Genomic DNA, 17,849 nt, shown 5'->3' with positions numbered 1-17,849 from the left:
CCCGACGAGGCCGGTCAGGGAAGGGTGAGGATCTCCGCGCCGTCGGGGGTGACGAGCAGGGTGTGCTCGAACTGGGCGGTGCGCGAGCCGTCGCGGGTGACGGCCGTCCAGCCGTCGTCCCACTGGTCCCACTCGATCGTGCCGAGGGTCAGCATAGGCTCGATCGTGAACGTCATGCCCACCTCGATCACCGTGTCCGCGGCCGGGTCGTCGTAGTGCGGGACGATCAGGCCGTCGTGGAACGCGGGCCCCACGCCGTGCCCCGTGAAGTCGCGCACGACGCCGTAGCCGAACCGCTTGGCGTAGGCCTCGATGACGGCACCGATCACGTTGATGCGTCGACCCGGCTTCACGGCGCGGATCGCGCGGTGGGTGGCCTCGCGGGTGCGCTCGACGAGCAGCCGCGACTCCTCGTCGACATCGCCCACGAGATAGGTCTTGTTGGTGTCGCCGTGCACGCCGTCGACGTAGGCGGTGATGTCGATGTTGACGATGTCGCCGTCCTCCAGCGGACGGTCGTCGGGGATGCCGTGGCAGATCACCTCGTTGACGCTGCTGCACAGCGACTTCGGGTAGCCGCGGTAGCCGAGCGTCGACGGGTAGGCACCGTGGTCGAGGAGGAAGGTGTGACCGACCCGGTCGAGCTCGTCGGTCGTGACGCCCGGGGCGATCGCTGCCTCGACGGCGTCGAGGGCCTGGGCAGCGATCCGGCCCGCGACCCGCATCCGCTCGATGGTGTCGGCGTCGCGCACCAGCGGGCCACGGTATGGCAGCGGTGCAGCCTGGCCGACGTACTCGGGACGATCGATCGTCGACGGGACGTGACGCAGCGGGGAGACGTGGCCGGGGCGAAGGAGAGGCACCCAGGCATGCTACGAGGGCGGCCGAAGCCGGCCCGGGTGAGGGGCGGCGACGCGCGCGGTGCGGCAGGATGGCGTCATGAGTGCCGAAGCCCCTGCCTTCTACTTCTGCCTGAAGCACCACACCGTCGAGGGTGAGGACGGCTGCAAGGCCTCCGACCGCCTCGGCCCGTACCCGACGCAGGCTGCCGCCGAGCACGCCCTGGAGACGGTCCAGGAGCGCAACGAGTCGTGGGACAACGACCCGGACTGGAACGACGACGCACCTCGCCCGTGAGGCGCACGCGACGCGAGCGGGAGCGGTCGGGCCCGTGGATCGGGGTCGGCGGCCTCGTCGTCATGCTGTGGCTCGTCGTCTCGACCGTCCTCTACGCACCGTGGTGGGGCATCGTCCTGCACCTGCTCGTGCTGGCGTCCTTCGTCCCGCTGCTGCGCCGCCGCATCGCCACCCGCCCCGCCGACGCACCCTGGGTGCCGGTGTACGCCCTCGCGGCCTGGGTCGCCCTCAACGCGGTGGGCGTGCTCGCCTGGGGCTGGCGGGTCTGATCGTTTGCGTGGGGCCCCACGCAAACGTGCAGATCGGGCGCATGTTTGCGTGGGGGAGAGCGCGTTTACGTGGGGCCCCACGCAAACGTGCGGATCGGGCGCATGTTTGCGTGGGGGAGAGCCTGTTCACGTGGGGCCCCACGTCAACGGGCCGTCGCGGCGAGCCTTGTCAGGCGTCGAAGGAGTGCTCCGGGGCCGGGAAGGTGCCGGACGCGACGTCGGCCGCGAACTCCTGCGCGGCGCCGAGGATGATGCCGTGCAGGTCGGCGTAGCGCTTGACGAAGCGCGGCGCCTTGCCCGTGCGCAGGCCGAGCATGTCCTGCCAGACCAGGACCTGGGCGTCGCAGCTCGGCCCGGCACCGATGCCGATGGTCGGGATGTGCAGCCGCTCGGTGATCTCGGCGGCGATGGGCGCCGGCACCATCTCCATGACGACCGAGGAGGCGCCGGCCTCCTGCACCGCGAGGGCGTCCTCCATGAGCCGTGACGCCGCGTCTCCGCGACCCTGCACCCGGTAGCCGCCGAGGGCGTGCTCGGACTGCGGCGTGAAGCCGATGTGGGCCATCACGGGCACCGCGCCCTTCGTCAGCAGCTCGATCTGCGGCGCCATCTCGGCACCGCCCTCGAGCTTGACCACGTGCGCCTCGCCCTCCTTCATGAACCGCACGGCCGTGTCGTACGCCTGCTCGGGGGAGCGCTGGTAGGAGCCGAACGGCAGGTCGGCCACCACGAGCGCGCGACGGGCGGTGCGGGGGACGGCCTTGACCAGCGGCAGCAGCTCGTCGACCGTCACCGGGAGGGACGACGCGTAGCCGAAGACGTTGTTCGCGGCGGAGTCGCCGATGAACAGCACGGGCACACCGGCCTCGTCGAACGTCGCGGCCGTGTACTGGTCGTACGTGGTGAGCATGACCCACTTGTGGCCCTGCTCCTTCCACTGCTGCAGGTGGTGGGTGCGCACACGACGGATCGCGGGGTCGGTCGTCGGGCCGGTGGCCGCGGTGCCGACGGACGTCGCCGACGCCGACGGGCCGCCGCCGTACGGGGCGGGCTCCTCCGCCGACGTGCTCGTGCCGGTCGCGGGGGCAGGGGTGGGTTCGGACATGGTGGTTCCCTCTCTTCTCGCGGCCCCTCGGTGGGGGTCCACGGACGAGGACCATCCTGCCGCATCGACGACATTTGTCACGTCGCTGTGCCCCAGGTCATGCCCGGGTGTGCCCAGGGTGTGCGCTGCGTTCGCGCCGCAGGTCAGTCGAGCGACTCGCGCCACCCGTTCGTCATCGGCACGCGCCGGTCGCGGCCGAAGTTGCGTCGGCTGACCTTCGGGCCCGGCGGGTACTGGCGGCGCTTGTACTCGGCCTTGTCGACCAGCGTCACGACCCGCTCGACGAGCGCAGGGTCGAAGCCCTCGGCCACCACGGCCGCAGCGCCCAGGTCGCGCTCGACGTAGGCGTCGAGCACGGCGTCGAGCAGGTCGTAGGACGGCAGGGAGTCGGAGTCGAGCTGGCCGGGGCGCAGCTCGGCCGACGGCTCCTTGTCGATCGCGTTCTCGGGGATCGGCGGCTGCTCGCCCTGCTCCTCGGCCCAGCGGTTGCGCCAGCGCGACACCTCCCACACCAGGGTCTTCGGCAGGTCCTTGATGGGGGCGTACGCGCCGACCGCGTCGCCGTAGATCGTCGAGTAGCCGGTGGCCAGCTCGGACTTGTTGCCGCAGGCGAGGACCAGGTGCCCGTGCTGGTTCGACAGGCCCATCCAGATCACGGCGCGGATGCGGGCCTGCAGGTTCTCCTCGGCGATCCCGTCGAGGTGGAGCGCGTCCTGGTAGGCCTCGAAGATCGGCGCGATCGGGACGGTGTCGAGCTGCAGCCCCGTACGTCGCGCCAGCTCGGCGGCGTCGCTGCGGCTGTGCTCGGTCGACCACGCGCTCGGGTTCGACACCCCGAAGACGTTCTCGGCACCCAGCGCGTCGACGGCGATCGCGCCGACGAGCGTCGAGTCGATGCCGCCCGACAGCCCCAGCAGGACCGAGCGACCGCCGTTCTTGTGCACGTAGTCGCGCAGGCCGAGCACGATCGCCCAGTAGCGCTCGCCGAGGTCGTCCCACCGCTCGGCGACACGCGGCTCCAGCGGCTCGTACGGCTCCAGCGGCTCGGACGAGACGACCGTGCGCTCGACCCGGAGTCCGGCGAAGCGGGCGTCGGGATCGGGCATCGGAGCCGTCGCGGCGGGCAGGTCGAGGTCGACGACCAGCAGCTCGGGCTCGAACTGCGCCGCGCGGGCGACGAGCTCGCCTGTGGCGTCGACGACGAGGGAGTCGCCGTCGAACACCAGCTCGTCCTGGCCGCCGACGAGGTTCACGTAGGCGAGGGCGCAGCTGCCCTCGCGCGCGCGTCGGGCGCAGAGCTCGAGCCGGGTGTCGTCCTTCGCGGCCTCGTACGGGGAGCCGTTGAGGACGACCAGCAGACCGGCCTCGGCGGCGTCGGCCGCCGCCGAGGGACCGTCCTGCCAGATGTCCTCGCAGATGGCGATGGCGACGTCGACGCCGTGCACCTGCACGACCTGCGTCTCGTCGCCGGGCACGAAGTGCCGGAACTCGTCGAACACGCCGTAGTTCGGCAGGTGGTGCTTGTCGTAGCGGGTGACGACGCGGCCGCCCGTGATCACCGACGCGGAGTTCGTGGGCGCGTTCTTCGGCACCCCGAGACGCTCGGTGTCGATGTGGTCCTTGGCGGTGTCGAGGTGCCCGACGACGACAACGAGGTCGCCCAGCCCCTCGTCGGCCAGCCGGGTGGCGAGCGCCGGGACGTGCGCGCGGGTGCCGTCGATGAAGCTCAGGCGGTAGGCGAGGTCCTCCACCGGGTAGCCGTTGAGCACCATCTCCGGCAGCACCAGCAGGTGGGCACCCGCCTGCGCAGCCTCGTGCGCGGCCGCGACGACGAGCTCGACGTTGCCGTCGAGGTCGCCGAGACGCGGGTTGACCTGAGCAAGGGCGAGTCGGAGCTGAGGCACGTGGTCAGCCTAGGGCGTCGAGCGTGCCGCATCATGTCGTCATGGCCAGGACCTGCCCGTGCGGCACCGGCGCACCCTTCGACGACTGCTGCCGGCCCTACCTCGACGGCCAGGCAGCGCCGACGGCGGAGCGACTCATGCGGTCGCGGTACACCGCGTACGTCCGCGGCGACGGCGGGCACCTGCTGCGCACCTGGCACCCGACCACCCGCCCGACGCGCGTCGACCACGACCCGGGCCTCGAGTGGCTCGGGCTGGAGGTGCTGCGCACCGAGGCCGGCGACGTCGGCGACGCGTTCGGCGTGGTGGAGTTCCGGGCCGCCTACCTCGCCGACGAGCCGGGCGTCCTGCACGAGGTGAGTCGTTTCGCGCGGACCGACGAGGGGTGGCAGTACGTCCGCGGAAGGATGGTCGACGACGGCGTGCCGACGATCCCCTGAGCCGCCTCGACCACGAAACATCGCCGTAACACGACCCGTGCGAGACTCTGGCCATGGGTAAGCAGGAAGACTTCGTCCTCCGGGCGCTCGAGGAGCGTGACGTCCGGTTCGTGCGGCTCTGGTTCACCGACGTGCTCGGCTCGCTGAAGTCGGTCGCCATCGCCCCGGCCGAGCTGGAGGGGGCCTTCAGCGAGGGCATCGGCTTCGACGGGTCGGCGATCCAGGGGTTCGCCCGCGTGCACGAGGCCGACATGCTGCTCAAGCCCGATCCGTCGACCTTCCAGATCCTGCCGTGGCGGGGCGAGGCGCCCGCGACGGCGCGCATGTTCTGCGACATCGCGATGCCCGACGGGTCGCCGTCGTTCGCCGACCCGCGGCACGTGCTCAAGCGGACGCTGACGAAGGCCTCGGAGGCCGGCTTCACCTTCTACACCCACCCGGAGATCGAGTTCTACGTCTTCCGGGGCAAGCCCGACGTCGGCGGACGGCCGGTCCCGGTCGACGACTCCGGCTACTTCGACCACACGGCGCAGGGTGGCGGCCAGGACTTCCGTCGCGAGGTCATCACGATGCTCGAGAACATGGGCATCAGCGTCGAGTTCAGCCACCACGAGGGCGGACCGGGGCAGCAGGAGATCGACCTGCGCTACGCCGACGCGCTCTCCACCGCCGACAACGTGATGACGTTCCGCACCGTCGTCCGCGAGGTCGCGCTCAGCCAGGGCAAGTGGGCCTCCTTCATGCCCAAGCCGTTCACCGAGCACCCCGGCTCCGCGATGCACACGCACCTGTCGCTGTTCGAGGGCGACGAGAACGCCTTCTACGAGGCGGGTGCCGAGTACCAGCTGAGCGCCACCGGCCGCTCCTTCATCGCGGGCGTCCTCGAGCACACGGCGGAGATCACCGCCGTCACGAACCAGTGGGTCAACTCCTACAAGCGGCTCGCGAGCGGCTACGAGGCCCCCAACTACCTGAGCTGGGGCCACAACAACCGCTCCGCGCTCGTGCGGGTGCCGATGTACAAGCCGCACAAGAGTGGCTCGGCGCGCGTCGAGCACCGCGGGATCGACGCCGGCTGCAACCCCTACCTCACCTACGCACTCGTCCTCGCCGCCGGACTGAAGGGCATCGAGAACGGCTCGACCCTGCCGCCCGAGACCGAGGACAACGTCTGGTCGCTCACCGACCGCGAGCGCAAGACGATGGGCCTGACCCCCATGCCGCGCAACCTCGACGAGGCGATCCGCGAGATGGAGAGCAGCGAGCTCGTCGCCGAGACCCTCGGCGAGCACGTCTTCGACTTCTTCCTGCGCAACAAGCGCCAGGAGTGGGACGCCTACCGCTCCCAGGTGACCCAGTTCGAGATCGACCGGCTCCTGCCCGTCCTCTGACGGGCGGGGTGGTCGGCTGCTCGTCGGCCGTGACCTTGCTGGTGCGCTGCCTTCGGGGGGGTTGACTCGGCTGGTGCGCTGCCTGCGGGGGTCTGGCCTTGCTGGTGCGCTGCCTTCGTGGGCTTGACTCGGGTGGTGCGCTGCCGCAGGGGCTCTGGCCTTGCTGGTGCGCTGCCTCGGCTTTCGCTGTGTCTGGTCTCCGAAAGGCCTCGACCGGGCGGCTGGGCGGGGGTCGGCTTCGGGTCTCGGGCTGTGGCTCACGCTGTGGGACGCACGATGCTGCGTTCGTGTGCGGGAGGGTCAAGGATGCTGCGTTTGCCACGGGATCCCGTCACCAACGCAGAAGCGTTCGACCTTGAGCGCGCCAAGGAAGAAGCGTGGGTGCCCTTGGGGTGGGGTGGGCAGCGCTTCTCCCTTCTCGTGGCACGGTCCACGAGAAGGGAGAAGCACTGCCACGTCCGACCCCGTCGTCGGTGGATTCTCCACCTGTAGGGCGCTGAGAAGGTGCCAGATTCACCGCCGAGGGCGATTCGGTGGCAGATCCACCGCTCAGGGGGCGCAACCGCAGATTCTTGGGTCCAACGCAGGCCGCAGCCCGAGACCCGGACCCGATGCCGCTCCCAGCCGCCCGGTCGAGGCCCTTGCGGAGCGCAGGACGACTCGAAGCCGAGCCGACGCAGCGACAAGCCGCGCCGCCGCAGCCCCACCTCGACGACAAGCCGCACTGAGGCACCCGCAGACCTAGCCCGCGCCCAGCACGTCACAGCACCTCCACCCACCCCCGGTAGCCTGCGAGCGTGCCCCCCGAGTCTCCCGAGCTGGCCCTGGCGCGTCGTGGGTTCCGCGACGGGGCGGCGGCCGCGGCCCACCTCGCCCGCCTCGACGGCATCGACGACGCGCTGGTGGAGCAGGTGGCATCCGTCGCCAGCCCCGACACCGCGCTCGCGTCGCTGGTGGCGATCGCGGAGACGTGGGGGGTCGAGCGGCTGCTCGCGACCCTGCGGGGCGACGCGGAGCTGCGGCAGCGACTGCTCATCGTCCTTGGTACCAGCGAGGCGCTCGGCGACTTCCTCGCCCGGCACCCGCAGCACGTCGAGGACCTCGCCGCCGACCGGCTGTCGCCCGTCCCGCTCGACCTCGACCTCATGCGCCAGCAGCTCGGTGACGCCGACGACGCCGACGCCCTGCGCGTCGCCTACCGCCGCAAGCTGCTGCACGTCGCCGCCCGCGACCTGACCGCGCTGACCTGCTTCGAGGAGTCGTCGGCCGAGCTCGCCGACCTGGCCATGGCGACGCTGGGCGCCGCGCTCGAGCTCGCGCGCCGAGACGAGCCCGACGCCGACTGCGTGCGGCTGGCGGTCATGGCGATGGGCAAGACCGGCGGCCGCGAGCTGAACTACGTCAGCGACGTCGACGTGATCTTCGTGCACGAGCCCGCCGACGGCGCCGACGAGCAGGTGGCGGGACGGATCGCCGCACGTCTCGCGTCGGCCATGATGCGCCTCTGCTCCGACCACACCCGCGAGGGCACCATCTGGGAGGTCGACGCGAACCTGCGACCCGAGGGTACCCAGGGGCCGCTGAGCCGCACGCTGCGCAGCCACGTCGCCTACTACGACCGGTGGGCGTCGACGTGGGAGTTCCAGGCGCTGCTGAAGGCACGGTTCGCGGCGGGCGACGCGGAGCTCGGCCAGGCCTACCTCGACGCGCTGTCGCCAAAGGTCTGGGAGGCCAGCACCCGCGAGAACTTCGTGCGCGACGTCCGCGCGATGCGCACGCGCGTCATCGAGAACATCCCGTCGCAGCAGCGCGAGCGGCAGCTGAAGCTCGGCTCGGGCGGCCTGCGCGACGTCGAGTTCTCGGTGCAGCTGCTGCAGCTCGTGCACGGTCGGGGCGACGCGTCGTTACGCAGCCCGACCACGCTCGAGGCGCTGCGCGAGCTCACCGAGGGTGGCTACGTCGGCCGGCGCGACGGTGCCGCCCTGGAGGACGCCTACGAGTTCCTGCGCACCCTGGAGCACCGCATCCAGCTCTACCGGCTACGGCGCAACCACGTCGTGCCCGACGACGAGGAGGACCTGCGACGTCTCGGCCGCTCCATGGGCTACCGGGCGAACCCGGCCGAGGGTCTGGTCAAGGACTGGCAGGCGCACAAGCGCCTCGTGCGACGCCTGCACGAGAAGCTCTTCTACCAACCGCTCCTGGAGGCGGTCACCTCCCTGCCCGACGAGGGTCTGCGGCTCACGCCGGAGGCGGCGCAGGCCCGGCTCATGGCGCTCGGCTTCAAGGACCCCAAGGGCGCCCTCGCGCACATCCAGGCCCTCACGTCGGGCGTGTCCCGACGCGCGGCGATCCAGCGCTCGCTGTTGCCGGCCATGCTGCAGTGGTTCGCGGAGTCGCCTGCGCCCGACGCCGGCCTGCTCGCGTTCCGACGGATCAGCGAGTCGCTGGGGGAGTCGCACTGGTACCTGCGCAAGCTGCGCGACGAGGGCGAGGGTGCCGAGCAGCTCGCGGCGGTCGTCGGGTCGAGCCGCTACGTGTCCGACCTGGTCCAGCGTGCGCCCGACGCCGTCGCGCTGCTCGGCGACGACGCCGAGCTGGTGCCGCGCGACGCCGAGCGACTGCGCGGGGAGATGCAGCTCGCCGCCAGGCGCCACACCCGCCCCGACCAGGCCATCAAGGCCGTCCGACGCGTGCGACGCCGGGAGCTGTCGCGCATCGGCATCGCTGACGTCCTCGGCCGGCTCGACATCGACGAGGTCGGCACCGCGCTGTCCGACCTCACGGAGGCGACGCTCGGCGCCGCGCTCACGGCCTCGATCGGGGCCGTCGCCCGCCAGCGGGAGGAGGCCGGCAGGGATCCCTTCCCGACGCGCATGGCCGTGGTGCTCATGGGTCGTCTCGGCGGCCGTGAGTCGGGTTACGGGTCCGACGCCGACGTCATGTTCGTGCACGAGCCGCTGCCCGGCGCCGACGACGGGGAGGCGGCGGCTGCCGCCACGGCCGTCGCGACGTCGCTGCGGACCACCCTCGGCGCGCCCGGCGACGACCCGGCCCTCGAGGTCGACGCCGAGCTGCGACCCGACGGCCGCAACGGACCGCTGGTGCGCTCCTTCGCCGCCTACGCGTCGTACTACGAGAAGTACTCGGCGGTGTGGGAGGCCCAGGCCCTGCTGCGTGCGCGCGCCAGCGTCGGCGACCCCGACCTGTGCGCCCGGTTCGAGGCACTCGTCGACCCGTTGCGCTGGCCCGACGGCGGCGTCTCGGACGCGCAGGTCCGGGAGATCCGGCGCATCAAGGCGCGCGTCGAGGCCGAGCGGCTGCCCCGGGGTGCCAACCCGAAGACGCACCTCAAGCTCGGCCGGGGCGGCATCGCCGACGTCGAGTGGACCGTGCAGCTCCTGCAGCTGCAGCACGCCCACGCGGTGCCCGGACTGCGCACGACGTCGACGTGCGGCGCCCTCGCGGCGGCTGCCGATGCCGAGCTCGTGACCGAGGACGACGCCGAGGTCCTGCTGCACGCGTGGCGGCTGGTGAGCCGCATCCGCAACGCCGTCGTGCTCATGCGTGGCAAGCCGGCGGAGTCGATGGTGGAGCAGACCGAGGAACGGGCGGGTGTCGCGCACCTGCTGGGGTACGGTCAGCAGCACAGCGAACGCATGGTCGACGACTACCTGCGCGCCACCCGGCACGCGAGACAGGTCGTCGAACGCATCTTCTGGGAGTGAGCGCGATGACGTCGACCGGACCGATCCTCCGCCGCGGTCGACGCGCCTCGTCCCTCGTGACGAGCACGGTGCTGGCCTTCGGGCTGCTCGCCGCGGCCGGCCCTGCGTCGGCCGACGAGCCGAACCCGACCGAGCCGACGCCGACCGAGCCCACCCCGACCCAGCCGACGCCGGCCACGGCGGTGCAGGTCGTCGAGCCGCCCGTGGTCACCGGCACCGCGCGCTACTGGTCCACGCTGACCTCGACGACCGGACGCTACGAGCCCGGGACGGCACGGGTCACCCGTCAGTGGCTGCGCGACGGTGCCCCGATCCGCGGTGCGACGGCTGCCACCTACCGGCTCGTGGGGGCCGATGTGGGTCGACGCGTCGCGGTCCGCGTGGTCGCCAGTGCCGACGGTCTCGAGCAGGCCACCACGACCACCGGTCCGACGACCGCGGTCGCCACTGCGCCGCTCACGGTGCGGACCGCGCCCCGGATCTCCGGCACCCGACGCTACGGCCAAGTGCTCCAGGCCTCGGCCGGACGCTGGAGCAGCAGCGGCCTGACGAAGCGCTATCAGTGGTACCGCGACCGCACCGTCATCCGTGGCGCCACGCAGCGCCGCTACGCCATCGCGCCGGCCGACGTCGGCCACCGGCTCCGCGTGCGCGTGACGGTCTCGAAGGCGTACCACCGCACCTCCTCGGCCACCGCCGTCACCGCACCCGTGCGGCACCGCCGCGACGCGCGACGGACCCTCACCTACTCGGTCCGCTCCGACGGGGCGCGGGGGAGCCTGGCCACCTTCCGCCGGCAGGCGGCGCAGACCCTCGCCGACGCCCGCGGATGGCCCGGAGCCGGCGTCCGATTCCGCGAGGTGCGCTCGGGCGGTGACTTCACGCTCGTGCTCGCGCGGGCCTCGCGCCTGACGTCGTACTCGACCGAGTGCAGCGTGCTCTACAGCTGCCGCGTCGGCCGCAACGTGATCATCAACGAGGACCGCTGGGTCCACACCACGCGTGTGTGGCGCTCGGCCAAGGGGTCGGTGCGCGACTACCGCCACATGGTCGTCAACCACGAGGTCGGGCACTTCCTGGGGCGGGGGCACCTGGGCTGCCCGGGCCGGGGCCAGGCGGCGCCGATCATGCAGCAGCAGTCGAAGGGGCTGCACGGCTGTCGGGTCAACCCGTGGCCGCGTCGCGACGAGCTCTGAGCGGGTCGTCCCGCCCAGCTCAACCGGCCCAGCTCACCCCGCGTCGCGCAGCAGGTGCTCGCGCTCGGTCTGGTTGAGCCCGCCCCACACGCCGAACGGCTCACGCACCGTGAGGGCGTGGTCGAGGCACTCGGCCACCACCGGGCAGCGGGCGCAGAGCGCCTTCGCGACCGCCTCGCGGCTGCGTCGACGCGGACCACGCTCTGTCTCGGGGGAGAAGAACGTCTCCGGATCCACACCGCGACACGCTCCGCGGTGCTGCCACTCGTAGGACTCCTGGATCGGGTCCGGGAGTCGGCTGGTGCTCGCCATGGCCCCTCCTGTTCGACGTGACGGACGCTTCCGTCACTGGGAGTTCGACGCCACGCCGTCTACGGATGGGTCGCATCCGTCACACGGGCACCAGTGGCCACCGCTCGGGTCCACCGTCAGGCAGGGCGCTCCATGCGCAGCTGGAACACGTCGATGTAGCCCACGCCGAAGCCGGCCTCGCAGTAGGCGAGGTAGAACTCCCAGAGCCGACGGAAGGTCTCGTCGAAGCCGAAGGTGGCGATCTCCTCCCAGTTCGCCTCGAAGCGCTCGCGCCACAGGCGCAGCGTCTGGGCGTAGTCCTGCCCGAGGCTGCGTCGGTCGGTCACCGCGAGCCCGTGCGTGTGCGCGGCGAGGTTCTCGTCGATCGCCTCGAGCGACGGGATCAGGCCGCCCGGGAAGATGTACTTCTGGATCCAGCCGTAGGAGTTGCGCGTCGCGAGGTAGCGGTGGTGCGCCATCGTGATCGCCTGGATCGACACGCGGCCGCCGGGAGCGAGCACCTCGTCGATCTTGGCGAAGTACGTCGGCCAGTACTCCTCGCCGACGGCCTCGATCATCTCGCAGCTCACGACGGCGTCGAACTCGCCGGTGACGTCGCGGTAGTCCTGCAGGCGCAGCTCGATGCGGTCGGCGACGCCGGCGGCCTCGAACCGCTCCTGGGCGAGGGCGGCCTGCTCCGAGGAGATGGTGATCGTGACGACCTGCGCGCCACGCTGCGCGGCGCGGATCGCGAGCGAGCCCCAGCCGCTGCCGATCTCGAGCACGCGGGTGCCCTCGGTGACGCCCGCCTGGTCGAGGATGCCGTCGAGCTTGCGGTGCTGCGCCTGCTCGAGCGACTCCTCGGGTGACGCGAACCAGGCGGACGAGTACGTCATCGTCGGGTCGAGGAAGCGCTCGAAGAGGTCGTTGGAGAGGTCGTAGTGCCGCTCGATGTTCGAGCGCGACCCCTCCTTGGTGTTGCGCTCGTGCTGGGGGAGCTGGCGGTCGACGAGGCCGCGCAGCTTCTGCAGCGACGGGGGCACGATCGTCGTCAGCCGCTCCGCGAACGGCGTGAGCAGGTCGGCCAGGTCGGTGCCGGGACCGGTGGTCCAGTCGCCGGCCATGTAGGCCTCGCCGAAGCCGATCTTGGTGTCGTGGCCGAGCCGGCTGAAGAAGGCGGCCGGGCGGCGCACCTGCATCTCGGGGGCGCCGGGCTCGCCGGCCCCCCACACGGTGCCGTCGGGGAACGTCAGGCGCACGGGCGTGCGCGAGACGGCGGGGCGCAGGATCGCCCTCGCGGCGCGTGCCTTGAGGGGAGTGCGCGGGGTCTGCGCGATGCCGGGCCAGCGGGTGGCGAGTACGTCGGTCATCGGGTCGTGCCTTCCTGAGGTTCGTGGAGCGGTCGTGGGACGACCGGGAGTCGGCGCAGCCAGAGCCACACACCGTGGATTCGGATCAGCAGGCTGGTCCGATGGGTCATGAGGGGCATCGTCACGAGCAGCCGCACCAGCCGACGTCGCGTGGCGGGCAGCGGCCGGCCGCGGAACGTCGCGGTGAAGACGGCCTCGTCGGGACGGGAGGCGGGGGAGCCCTCGTCGGAGGGCGACTGGCGCAGCACCACGGTGCTCGCGACGGCATCGGGCTGCAGCCGGAACTGCAGGTCGTAGCGTCCGGCCACCGTGAAGAACGGCGAGACGTAGAACGCCTTCTCCGTGGACGTACGGCCCTTCTCGTCGGGCTGCAGCAGGTACGCGTGCCGCTCGCCGTAGGTGTTGTGCACCTCCGCGACGATCGCCTCGGTGCGCTCGCCGTCGAGGATCCAGAAGACCGAGAGCGGGTCGAACACGTGACCCAGCGTGCGGGCGTTCGCGAGCATGACGATCCGGCGACCGGTGACGTCGAGGCCCTGCGCCCGGCAGAACGTCTCGATGTTCTCGCGCAGCGAGCGGTCGGGGTCGCCGATGTGGTCGGCGGCGCGGAAGGTCGAGAACGGTCGCAGCCAGCGCGGCATCCGCGGCAGGTCGTCGACGTCGACGAGCCACTGGTAGACGCGGTAGCGGAAGCGGTGCTTCAGCGGCACGCGTCGGGTGTGGGCGACGTCGCCGACCACGAGCGCGGGCAGGACGGGCAGCCGTCGCTGCTCCTCCTCGTCCGCGACGTCACGCTCGACGTCGGCGGTGGTCACCAGGTCGCTCCGAGGGAACGGGCGGCCTCGACGCCGGAGCGGCAGCCGTCCTCGTGGAACCCCCAGCCGTGGTACGCACCGGCGAACGCGGTGCGGCCGTCGGACAGCCCGGGCAGCTCGCGCTGGGCCGCGACGGACGCCGGCGTGTAGACCGGGTGCGTGTACTGCATCGTGGCGATCACCGTCGTCGGGTCGACACGGTCGGTGGAGTTCAGGCTCACGAGGTACGGACGACTGCTCTCGATGCCCTGCAGGAGGTTCATCCAGTAGGTCACGTCGGTGGCCTCGCCGCGGCCCTCGCAGGAGTCCATGCGGTAGTTCCATGACGCCCGGGCGCCCTCGGCGTCGGGCAGCACGCTGGCGTCCTGGTGCAGGACCGTCTCGTTCCGCGAGTACTCGAACGCGCCCAGCACGCGACGCTCGGCGTCGGTGGCGTCGGTGAGCAGGGCGAGGGCGTCGTCGGCGTGCGTGGCGATCACGACCGAGTCGACGACGTGCTCCTGGCCGGACGCGTCGAGCACGACGACGCCGTCGGGCTTGCGGGAGACGGCGCGGACCGCCGTCGAGGCGCGGACGTCGCCGATCGCGTCGACCACCTTGCGGGTGTAGGCGTTCGAGCCGCCCTGCACCGTGAACCACTGCGGCGAGCCCGTGACGGACAGGAAGCCGTGGTGGCGCAGGAAGGCGAACAGGTAGCGGGCGGGGTACTGCAGCGCGGTGTCCTGGCCGGACGACCAGACGCAGGCCACGACCGGGATCGCGTAGTGCGCGACGAAGTGGTCGGAGAAGCCGTGCAGGCGCAGGAAGTCGCCGTACGTCTGCGGCTCGGCGTCGTCGGGCTCGCTGTCCAGCAGCGCCAGGGCGGCGCGCTGGAAGCGCTTCACCGACGTGAGCAGGCGCAGGTAGGTCGGGTCGACGATGCGGCGACGCTGCGCGAACAGGCCGGGCAGCTTGCGACCGCCCGCGTACTCGAGGCCGCAGCCGTCGCAGTGGATGCTCATCGACATCTCGGTCGGGTGCACGGCGACGTCGAGCTCGGCGAACAGCCGACGCAGCAACGGGTAGGTCCGGTCGTTGTGCACGATGAAGCCGCTGTCGACGTGGTGCGTCGTCCCGTCAGCCTCGACGTCGTGGGTGTGGGCGTGGCCGCCGATGCGGTCGTCGGCCTCGAAGAGCGTGACGTCGTGGGTCGTGCGCAGCACGTAGGCGGCGGTGAGGCCGGAGACGCCGGACCCGATGACGGCGACCCGGGGCCGGTTGCCGGTCGCGGACGTCGAAGAGGTGGTCATGTGAGGGATTCGCCCTCACCGGTCCTGCGGATGGGTCGGTGTGACGCGATCGGTGGGGTCGGGGTCCTCGCCGGCGCGCTTGCTGGCCTCGGTGATCTCGAACAGCTCCGTGCCGAACGCACCCAGCTCCGTCGTGACCCGGCGGGCGGTGTCGAAGAGGATCGCGCTGATCCGACCGCCGGTCGTGATCGCAGCCTCCACGCCCTGCTGGACGGCGTCCTTGGCGATCTCTCGGCGGCTCAGCGCCATGGCCGTCTCCTCGGGGGTCGTGCGGTCGGTCGGCAGCCACCATTGTGGCGCACCACCTGGTGCGTGCACGCCGACGCCCCGGGGCTGGACCGGAGCGTCGGCGGGGTCGTGCTGGGGCAGGGTCGCGTCAGGCGGCGACGTTCTCGCGCTCGGCCTGGGCCGCGGCGGCAGCCTCGCGCTTGGCGCGACGCAGCGCCTTGGACTCCGGGCTCTTGCCCTGCTTGTACGGGTCGTCGGGCTTGCGGGCGTACGACGCGAGCTGACGGGCGACGCTCGCGAGCTGCTTGCTCAGTCGGCCGCTGTTGTACTGCAGGCCGTGGCGCTCGCAGATCGCGCGGATCTCCTGCGCGACCTCGGGGTAGCGCCGGGCCGGGATGTCCGGGAACAGGTGGTGCTCGATCTGGTGGCTCAGGTTGCCGCTGAGCACGTGGAAGGTGCGGCTGCCGCTGATGTTCGCCGACCCGAGCAGCTGACGCAGGTACCACTGGCCGCGCGACTCGTTCTCGGCGTCCTCCTCGGCGAACGTCTGCACCTCGGCCGGGAAGTGGCCGCAGAAGATGATGAGGAAGGTCCAGATGTTGCGGATCAGGTTGGCGGCGAAGTTCGCGCCCATGACGGCCAGCGGAGCCCACCAGCCGACGAACGGCACGAGGGCGAGCGCGATGGCGGGGTAGGCGACGTAGTCCTTCACGACCTGGCGGCGGGCCTTGCGGGCCGCGCGGCTCTTGCGGTCGCGGAACTCCTTCTTGCTCATCTTGCCGCCGAGGTACTCGTCGAGCTCAAGGCCGTGGTACATCACGCCCCACTCGAAGAACAGCATCAGCGCGAACGCGAGCGGCAGGTTGAACCGGTGGTTCGGGTACCAGGGCTGGTCGTCGTCGATCCGCAGCAGGCCGTAGCCGATGTCGCGGTCCTTGCCGTGGATGTTCGTGTACGTGTGGTGGATGTAGTTGTGGCCGTGCTTCCAGTCCTCCGCGGGAGCCACGTTGTCCCACTCGTAGCGCTTGCCGTCGACCAGCGGGTCGTTCATCCAGTCGTACTGGCCGTGCATGACGTTGTGGCCGATCTCCATGTTCTCGAGGATCTTGGAGAGGCCGAGGAGCACGATGCCGGCGACGAACGTCGGCCAGAAGAACGGCGTGAGGATGCCGATGCGGCCCAGCACCTCGCACACCTGCTGCACCCGGATGACGCGGCGGATGTAGTCGGCGTCGGCCTGCCCGAGCGAGTCGAGCGTCTTCTGGCGGATGCCGTCGAGCTCCTCGCCGAAGCGCTCGAGCTCCTCGTAGCTCATGTACTCGAGCCCGATGGTCGACTGCTTGGTGCGGTCGGTGCCCACGAGCGGTGCGGGCGCCTCGTTGTGGTTCGACGCGCTGTAGGGCGCGATGGGGGTGCGCTTGCGAGACATGGAACTCCCTCTTCCTAGAGTGCGACGCTGACGTCGCCGACAGGGACCTGGACGCAGACCTTGATGGTCTCGTCGGTGTTGGCGCCGACCTCGCCGGTGACGACGTGGCGGACGGCGCCGCTGAGCTTCTTGACGGCGCAGGTGTTGCAAACGCCCATCCGGCAGCCGTACTCGGGCGCCAGGCCGGCGGCCTCGGCCTGCTCGAGGATGGTGGCGCCGGAGTTCTCGGCGGTCGTGCCCGAGGCGTCGAAGCTGAGGGTGCCCGTGGCGTCGGCGGCCGTGAGGTCGACGGAGGGCACCTTGAAGTACTCGGTGTGGAGCTGCTCGGTCGCACCACGCTCGGCGTAGACGTCGCGGACCGCGGCGATCAGGCCGGCTGGGCCGCAGCACCAGGTGGGCGACGACGTCGGGTCGACGTCGAGGTGGTCGAGGTGGTCGGCGGTGAACCGACCCTCGAGCGCGGCGCCCGCCTCGGGCTCGCGCGTGTAGACGCGGTGCACGACGGCGCCCGGCAGCTCCTCGGCGAGCCGGTCGAGCTCGGGCGTGAACATCTCGTCGTCGCGGGAGCGGGCGTAGTGCAGGAACGTGACGCGTCCGCGGTGGCCGCGATCGCGCAGCGTGCGCGCCATCGACATGACCGGCGTGATGCCGGAGCCCCCGCTCAGCAGCACGAGGTCGTCGGGCACCTCGTCCGGCAGCACGAACTCGCCCTCGGCCTGGGAGAGGTAGACGATCGTGCGGGGCTGGAGCTCGCGGTGCAGGAACTGGGAGACGTAGCCGTCGGGGTGGGCCTTGACCGACACGCTGAAGGTGCCGTCGCGCAGGGCGCGGGAGCTGGACACCGAGAACACGCGCACCTTGCGGGTGCCGTCGACCTCGATGCCGAACTGGACGTGCTGGCCGGGGACGAAGCCCTTCCACGCGCCATTGGGCCGCAGGACGACCGTGCTGGCGGCGCCGGTCTCGCGTCGTACCTCGACGACCCGGGCGCGGACGGCGTCGACCGTGAGCATCGGGTGCAGCTGGTCGAGGTAGTGGTCGACCGAGTGCGGCGAGGTCAGGGACGCGACGGCCCGCGACGAGAGTGCGGTGCGGACGAGGCCCATCGCGTGTCTCCTTCGGTCGGCGAGTAGTTCAGTGCACGAGCGTACACTCAAAGTGTGGCGCGATGAAGCAGGCCGCGGCAAGACGCGCCGGTCGTGACGTCCGGCACGCGAACACGTGTTCACCGAGTGGGGTGGGGTCGAGGGCCACTAG

The 17,849-nt window shown here is 71.5% G+C and carries 16 protein-coding genes; 6 read left to right on the top strand and 10 right to left on the bottom strand.

Going from position 1 to position 17,849, the window contains the following annotated elements; all coding sequences use genetic code 11:
* Positions 1–14: 14 nt before the first annotated feature.
* Positions 15–863, bottom strand: a complete 849-nt coding sequence (gene map, locus A6Q81_RS02515) for a type I methionyl aminopeptidase (protein ID WP_067858535.1) — start codon at positions 861–863, stop codon at positions 15–17.
* Between the two features lie 76 nt (positions 864–939).
* On the opposite strand from map, the gene A6Q81_RS02510 reads away from it, so the two are divergent.
* Both A6Q81_RS02510 and A6Q81_RS02505 read left to right on the top strand, forming a co-directional pair.
* Entirely contained in the window at positions 940–1,137 is a 198-nt protein-coding gene (locus A6Q81_RS02510) for a hypothetical protein (protein WP_286689420.1), read from the top strand.
* Positions 1,134–1,406 (top strand): hypothetical protein, encoded by a 273-nt coding sequence (locus A6Q81_RS02505; RefSeq protein WP_286689419.1) that lies wholly within the window; start codon positions 1,134–1,136, stop codon positions 1,404–1,406. Before A6Q81_RS02510 ends, A6Q81_RS02505 begins: the two co-directional genes overlap by 4 nt.
* Before the next feature lie 169 nt (positions 1,407–1,575).
* Here A6Q81_RS02505 and panB read toward each other — a convergent pair whose 3' ends face one another.
* On the bottom strand, positions 1,576–2,511 hold the full coding sequence (gene panB / locus A6Q81_RS02500) for a 3-methyl-2-oxobutanoate hydroxymethyltransferase (protein ID WP_286689418.1): 936 nt from the start codon (positions 2,509–2,511) through the stop codon (positions 1,576–1,578).
* A gap of 143 nt (positions 2,512–2,654) precedes the next feature.
* Positions 2,655–4,415, bottom strand: a complete 1,761-nt coding sequence (locus A6Q81_RS02495; protein WP_286689417.1) for an NAD+ synthase — start codon at positions 4,413–4,415, stop codon at positions 2,655–2,657.
* A gap of 41 nt (positions 4,416–4,456) precedes the next feature.
* On the opposite strand from A6Q81_RS02495, the gene A6Q81_RS02490 reads away from it, so the two are divergent.
* From A6Q81_RS02490 to A6Q81_RS02475, 4 genes are all read left to right on the top strand, one after another.
* Positions 4,457–4,855 (top strand): YchJ family protein, encoded by a 399-nt coding sequence (locus A6Q81_RS02490; RefSeq protein ID WP_286689416.1) that lies wholly within the window; start codon positions 4,457–4,459, stop codon positions 4,853–4,855.
* A gap of 53 nt (positions 4,856–4,908) precedes the next feature.
* Positions 4,909–6,246 (top strand): glutamine synthetase family protein, encoded by a 1,338-nt coding sequence (locus A6Q81_RS02485; RefSeq protein WP_067858518.1) that lies wholly within the window; start codon positions 4,909–4,911, stop codon positions 6,244–6,246.
* 797 nt (positions 6,247–7,043) lie between these two features.
* Entirely contained in the window at positions 7,044–9,974 is a 2,931-nt protein-coding gene (locus tag A6Q81_RS02480; protein ID WP_286689415.1) for a bifunctional [glutamine synthetase] adenylyltransferase/[glutamine synthetase]-adenylyl-L-tyrosine phosphorylase, read from the top strand.
* Positions 9,975–9,979: 5 nt separating this feature from the next.
* Positions 9,980–11,170 carry a DUF3152 domain-containing protein gene (locus tag A6Q81_RS02475; protein ID WP_286689414.1) on the top strand — a complete coding sequence of 397 codons (1,191 nt, stop codon included), beginning with the start codon at positions 9,980–9,982 and terminating at the stop codon, positions 11,168–11,170.
* A gap of 33 nt (positions 11,171–11,203) precedes the next feature.
* On the opposite strand, the gene A6Q81_RS02470 is transcribed toward A6Q81_RS02475, so the two are convergent.
* From A6Q81_RS02470 to A6Q81_RS02440, 7 genes are all read right to left on the bottom strand, one after another.
* The gene (locus A6Q81_RS02470) at positions 11,204–11,482 is read right to left on the bottom strand and encodes a WhiB family transcriptional regulator (protein WP_067858509.1); all 279 of its coding nucleotides are present in this window, start codon (positions 11,480–11,482) and stop codon (positions 11,204–11,206) included.
* A gap of 116 nt (positions 11,483–11,598) precedes the next feature.
* Entirely contained in the window at positions 11,599–12,831 is a 1,233-nt protein-coding gene (locus A6Q81_RS02465; protein ID WP_286689413.1) for an SAM-dependent methyltransferase, read from the bottom strand.
* On the bottom strand, positions 12,828–13,646 hold the full coding sequence (locus tag A6Q81_RS02460; protein WP_286689412.1) for a DUF1365 domain-containing protein: 819 nt from the start codon (positions 13,644–13,646) through the stop codon (positions 12,828–12,830). The genes A6Q81_RS02465 and A6Q81_RS02460 overlap by 4 nt, the downstream gene beginning before the upstream one ends.
* Positions 13,643–14,935 (bottom strand): NAD(P)/FAD-dependent oxidoreductase, encoded by a 1,293-nt coding sequence (locus A6Q81_RS02455; protein ID WP_067858503.1) that lies wholly within the window; start codon positions 14,933–14,935, stop codon positions 13,643–13,645. Before A6Q81_RS02455 ends, A6Q81_RS02460 begins: the two co-directional genes overlap by 4 nt.
* A gap of 15 nt (positions 14,936–14,950) precedes the next feature.
* Positions 14,951–15,184 (bottom strand): hypothetical protein, encoded by a 234-nt coding sequence (locus A6Q81_RS02450; protein ID WP_253023168.1) that lies wholly within the window; start codon positions 15,182–15,184, stop codon positions 14,951–14,953.
* Positions 15,185–15,311: 127 nt separating this feature from the next.
* Complete coding sequence (locus A6Q81_RS02445) at positions 15,312–16,592, bottom strand: fatty acid desaturase family protein (RefSeq protein WP_286689411.1); 1,281 nt, start codon at positions 16,590–16,592, stop codon at positions 15,312–15,314.
* A gap of 14 nt (positions 16,593–16,606) precedes the next feature.
* The gene (locus A6Q81_RS02440) at positions 16,607–17,698 is read right to left on the bottom strand and encodes a ferredoxin reductase (protein ID WP_067858497.1); all 1,092 of its coding nucleotides are present in this window, start codon (positions 17,696–17,698) and stop codon (positions 16,607–16,609) included.
* Positions 17,699–17,849 lie beyond the last annotated feature (151 nt).

The sequence above is a fragment of the Aeromicrobium sp. REDSEA-S38_B2 genome, from assembly GCF_001628525.1.
GTDB classification, from domain to species: Bacteria; Actinomycetota; Actinomycetes; order Propionibacteriales; family Nocardioidaceae; genus Aeromicrobium; species Aeromicrobium erythreum.
Note: the sequence above shows the minus strand (reverse complement) of the source record. Positions and strands in the feature narration are given on the sequence as shown.

Bases quoted from the DNA above. Each gene is read 5' to 3' on its own strand.
- A6Q81_RS02440 (WP_067858497.1), bottom strand. From the start codon at position 17,698: ATGGGCCTCGTCCGCACCGCACTCTCGTCGCGGGCCGTCGCGTCCCTG.
- A6Q81_RS02455 (WP_067858503.1), bottom strand. From the start codon at position 14,935: ATGACCACCTCTTCGACGTCCGCGACCGGCAACCGGCCCCGGGTCGCC.
- panB (WP_286689418.1), bottom strand. From the start codon at position 2,511: ATGTCCGAACCCACCCCTGCCCCCGCGACCGGCACGAGCACGTCGGCG.
- A6Q81_RS02445 (WP_286689411.1), bottom strand. From the start codon at position 16,592: ATGTCTCGCAAGCGCACCCCCATCGCGCCCTACAGCGCGTCGAACCAC.
- A6Q81_RS02490 (WP_286689416.1), top strand. From the start codon at position 4,457: ATGGCCAGGACCTGCCCGTGCGGCACCGGCGCACCCTTCGACGACTGC.
- A6Q81_RS02465 (WP_286689413.1), bottom strand. From the start codon at position 12,831: ATGACCGACGTACTCGCCACCCGCTGGCCCGGCATCGCGCAGACCCCG.
- A6Q81_RS02475 (WP_286689414.1), top strand. From the start codon at position 9,980: ATGACGTCGACCGGACCGATCCTCCGCCGCGGTCGACGCGCCTCGTCC.
- A6Q81_RS02510 (WP_286689420.1), top strand. From the start codon at position 940: ATGAGTGCCGAAGCCCCTGCCTTCTACTTCTGCCTGAAGCACCACACC.
- A6Q81_RS02470 (WP_067858509.1), bottom strand. From the start codon at position 11,482: ATGGCGAGCACCAGCCGACTCCCGGACCCGATCCAGGAGTCCTACGAG.
- A6Q81_RS02450 (WP_253023168.1), bottom strand. From the start codon at position 15,184: ATGGCGCTGAGCCGCCGAGAGATCGCCAAGGACGCCGTCCAGCAGGGC.
- A6Q81_RS02485 (WP_067858518.1), top strand. From the start codon at position 4,909: ATGGGTAAGCAGGAAGACTTCGTCCTCCGGGCGCTCGAGGAGCGTGAC.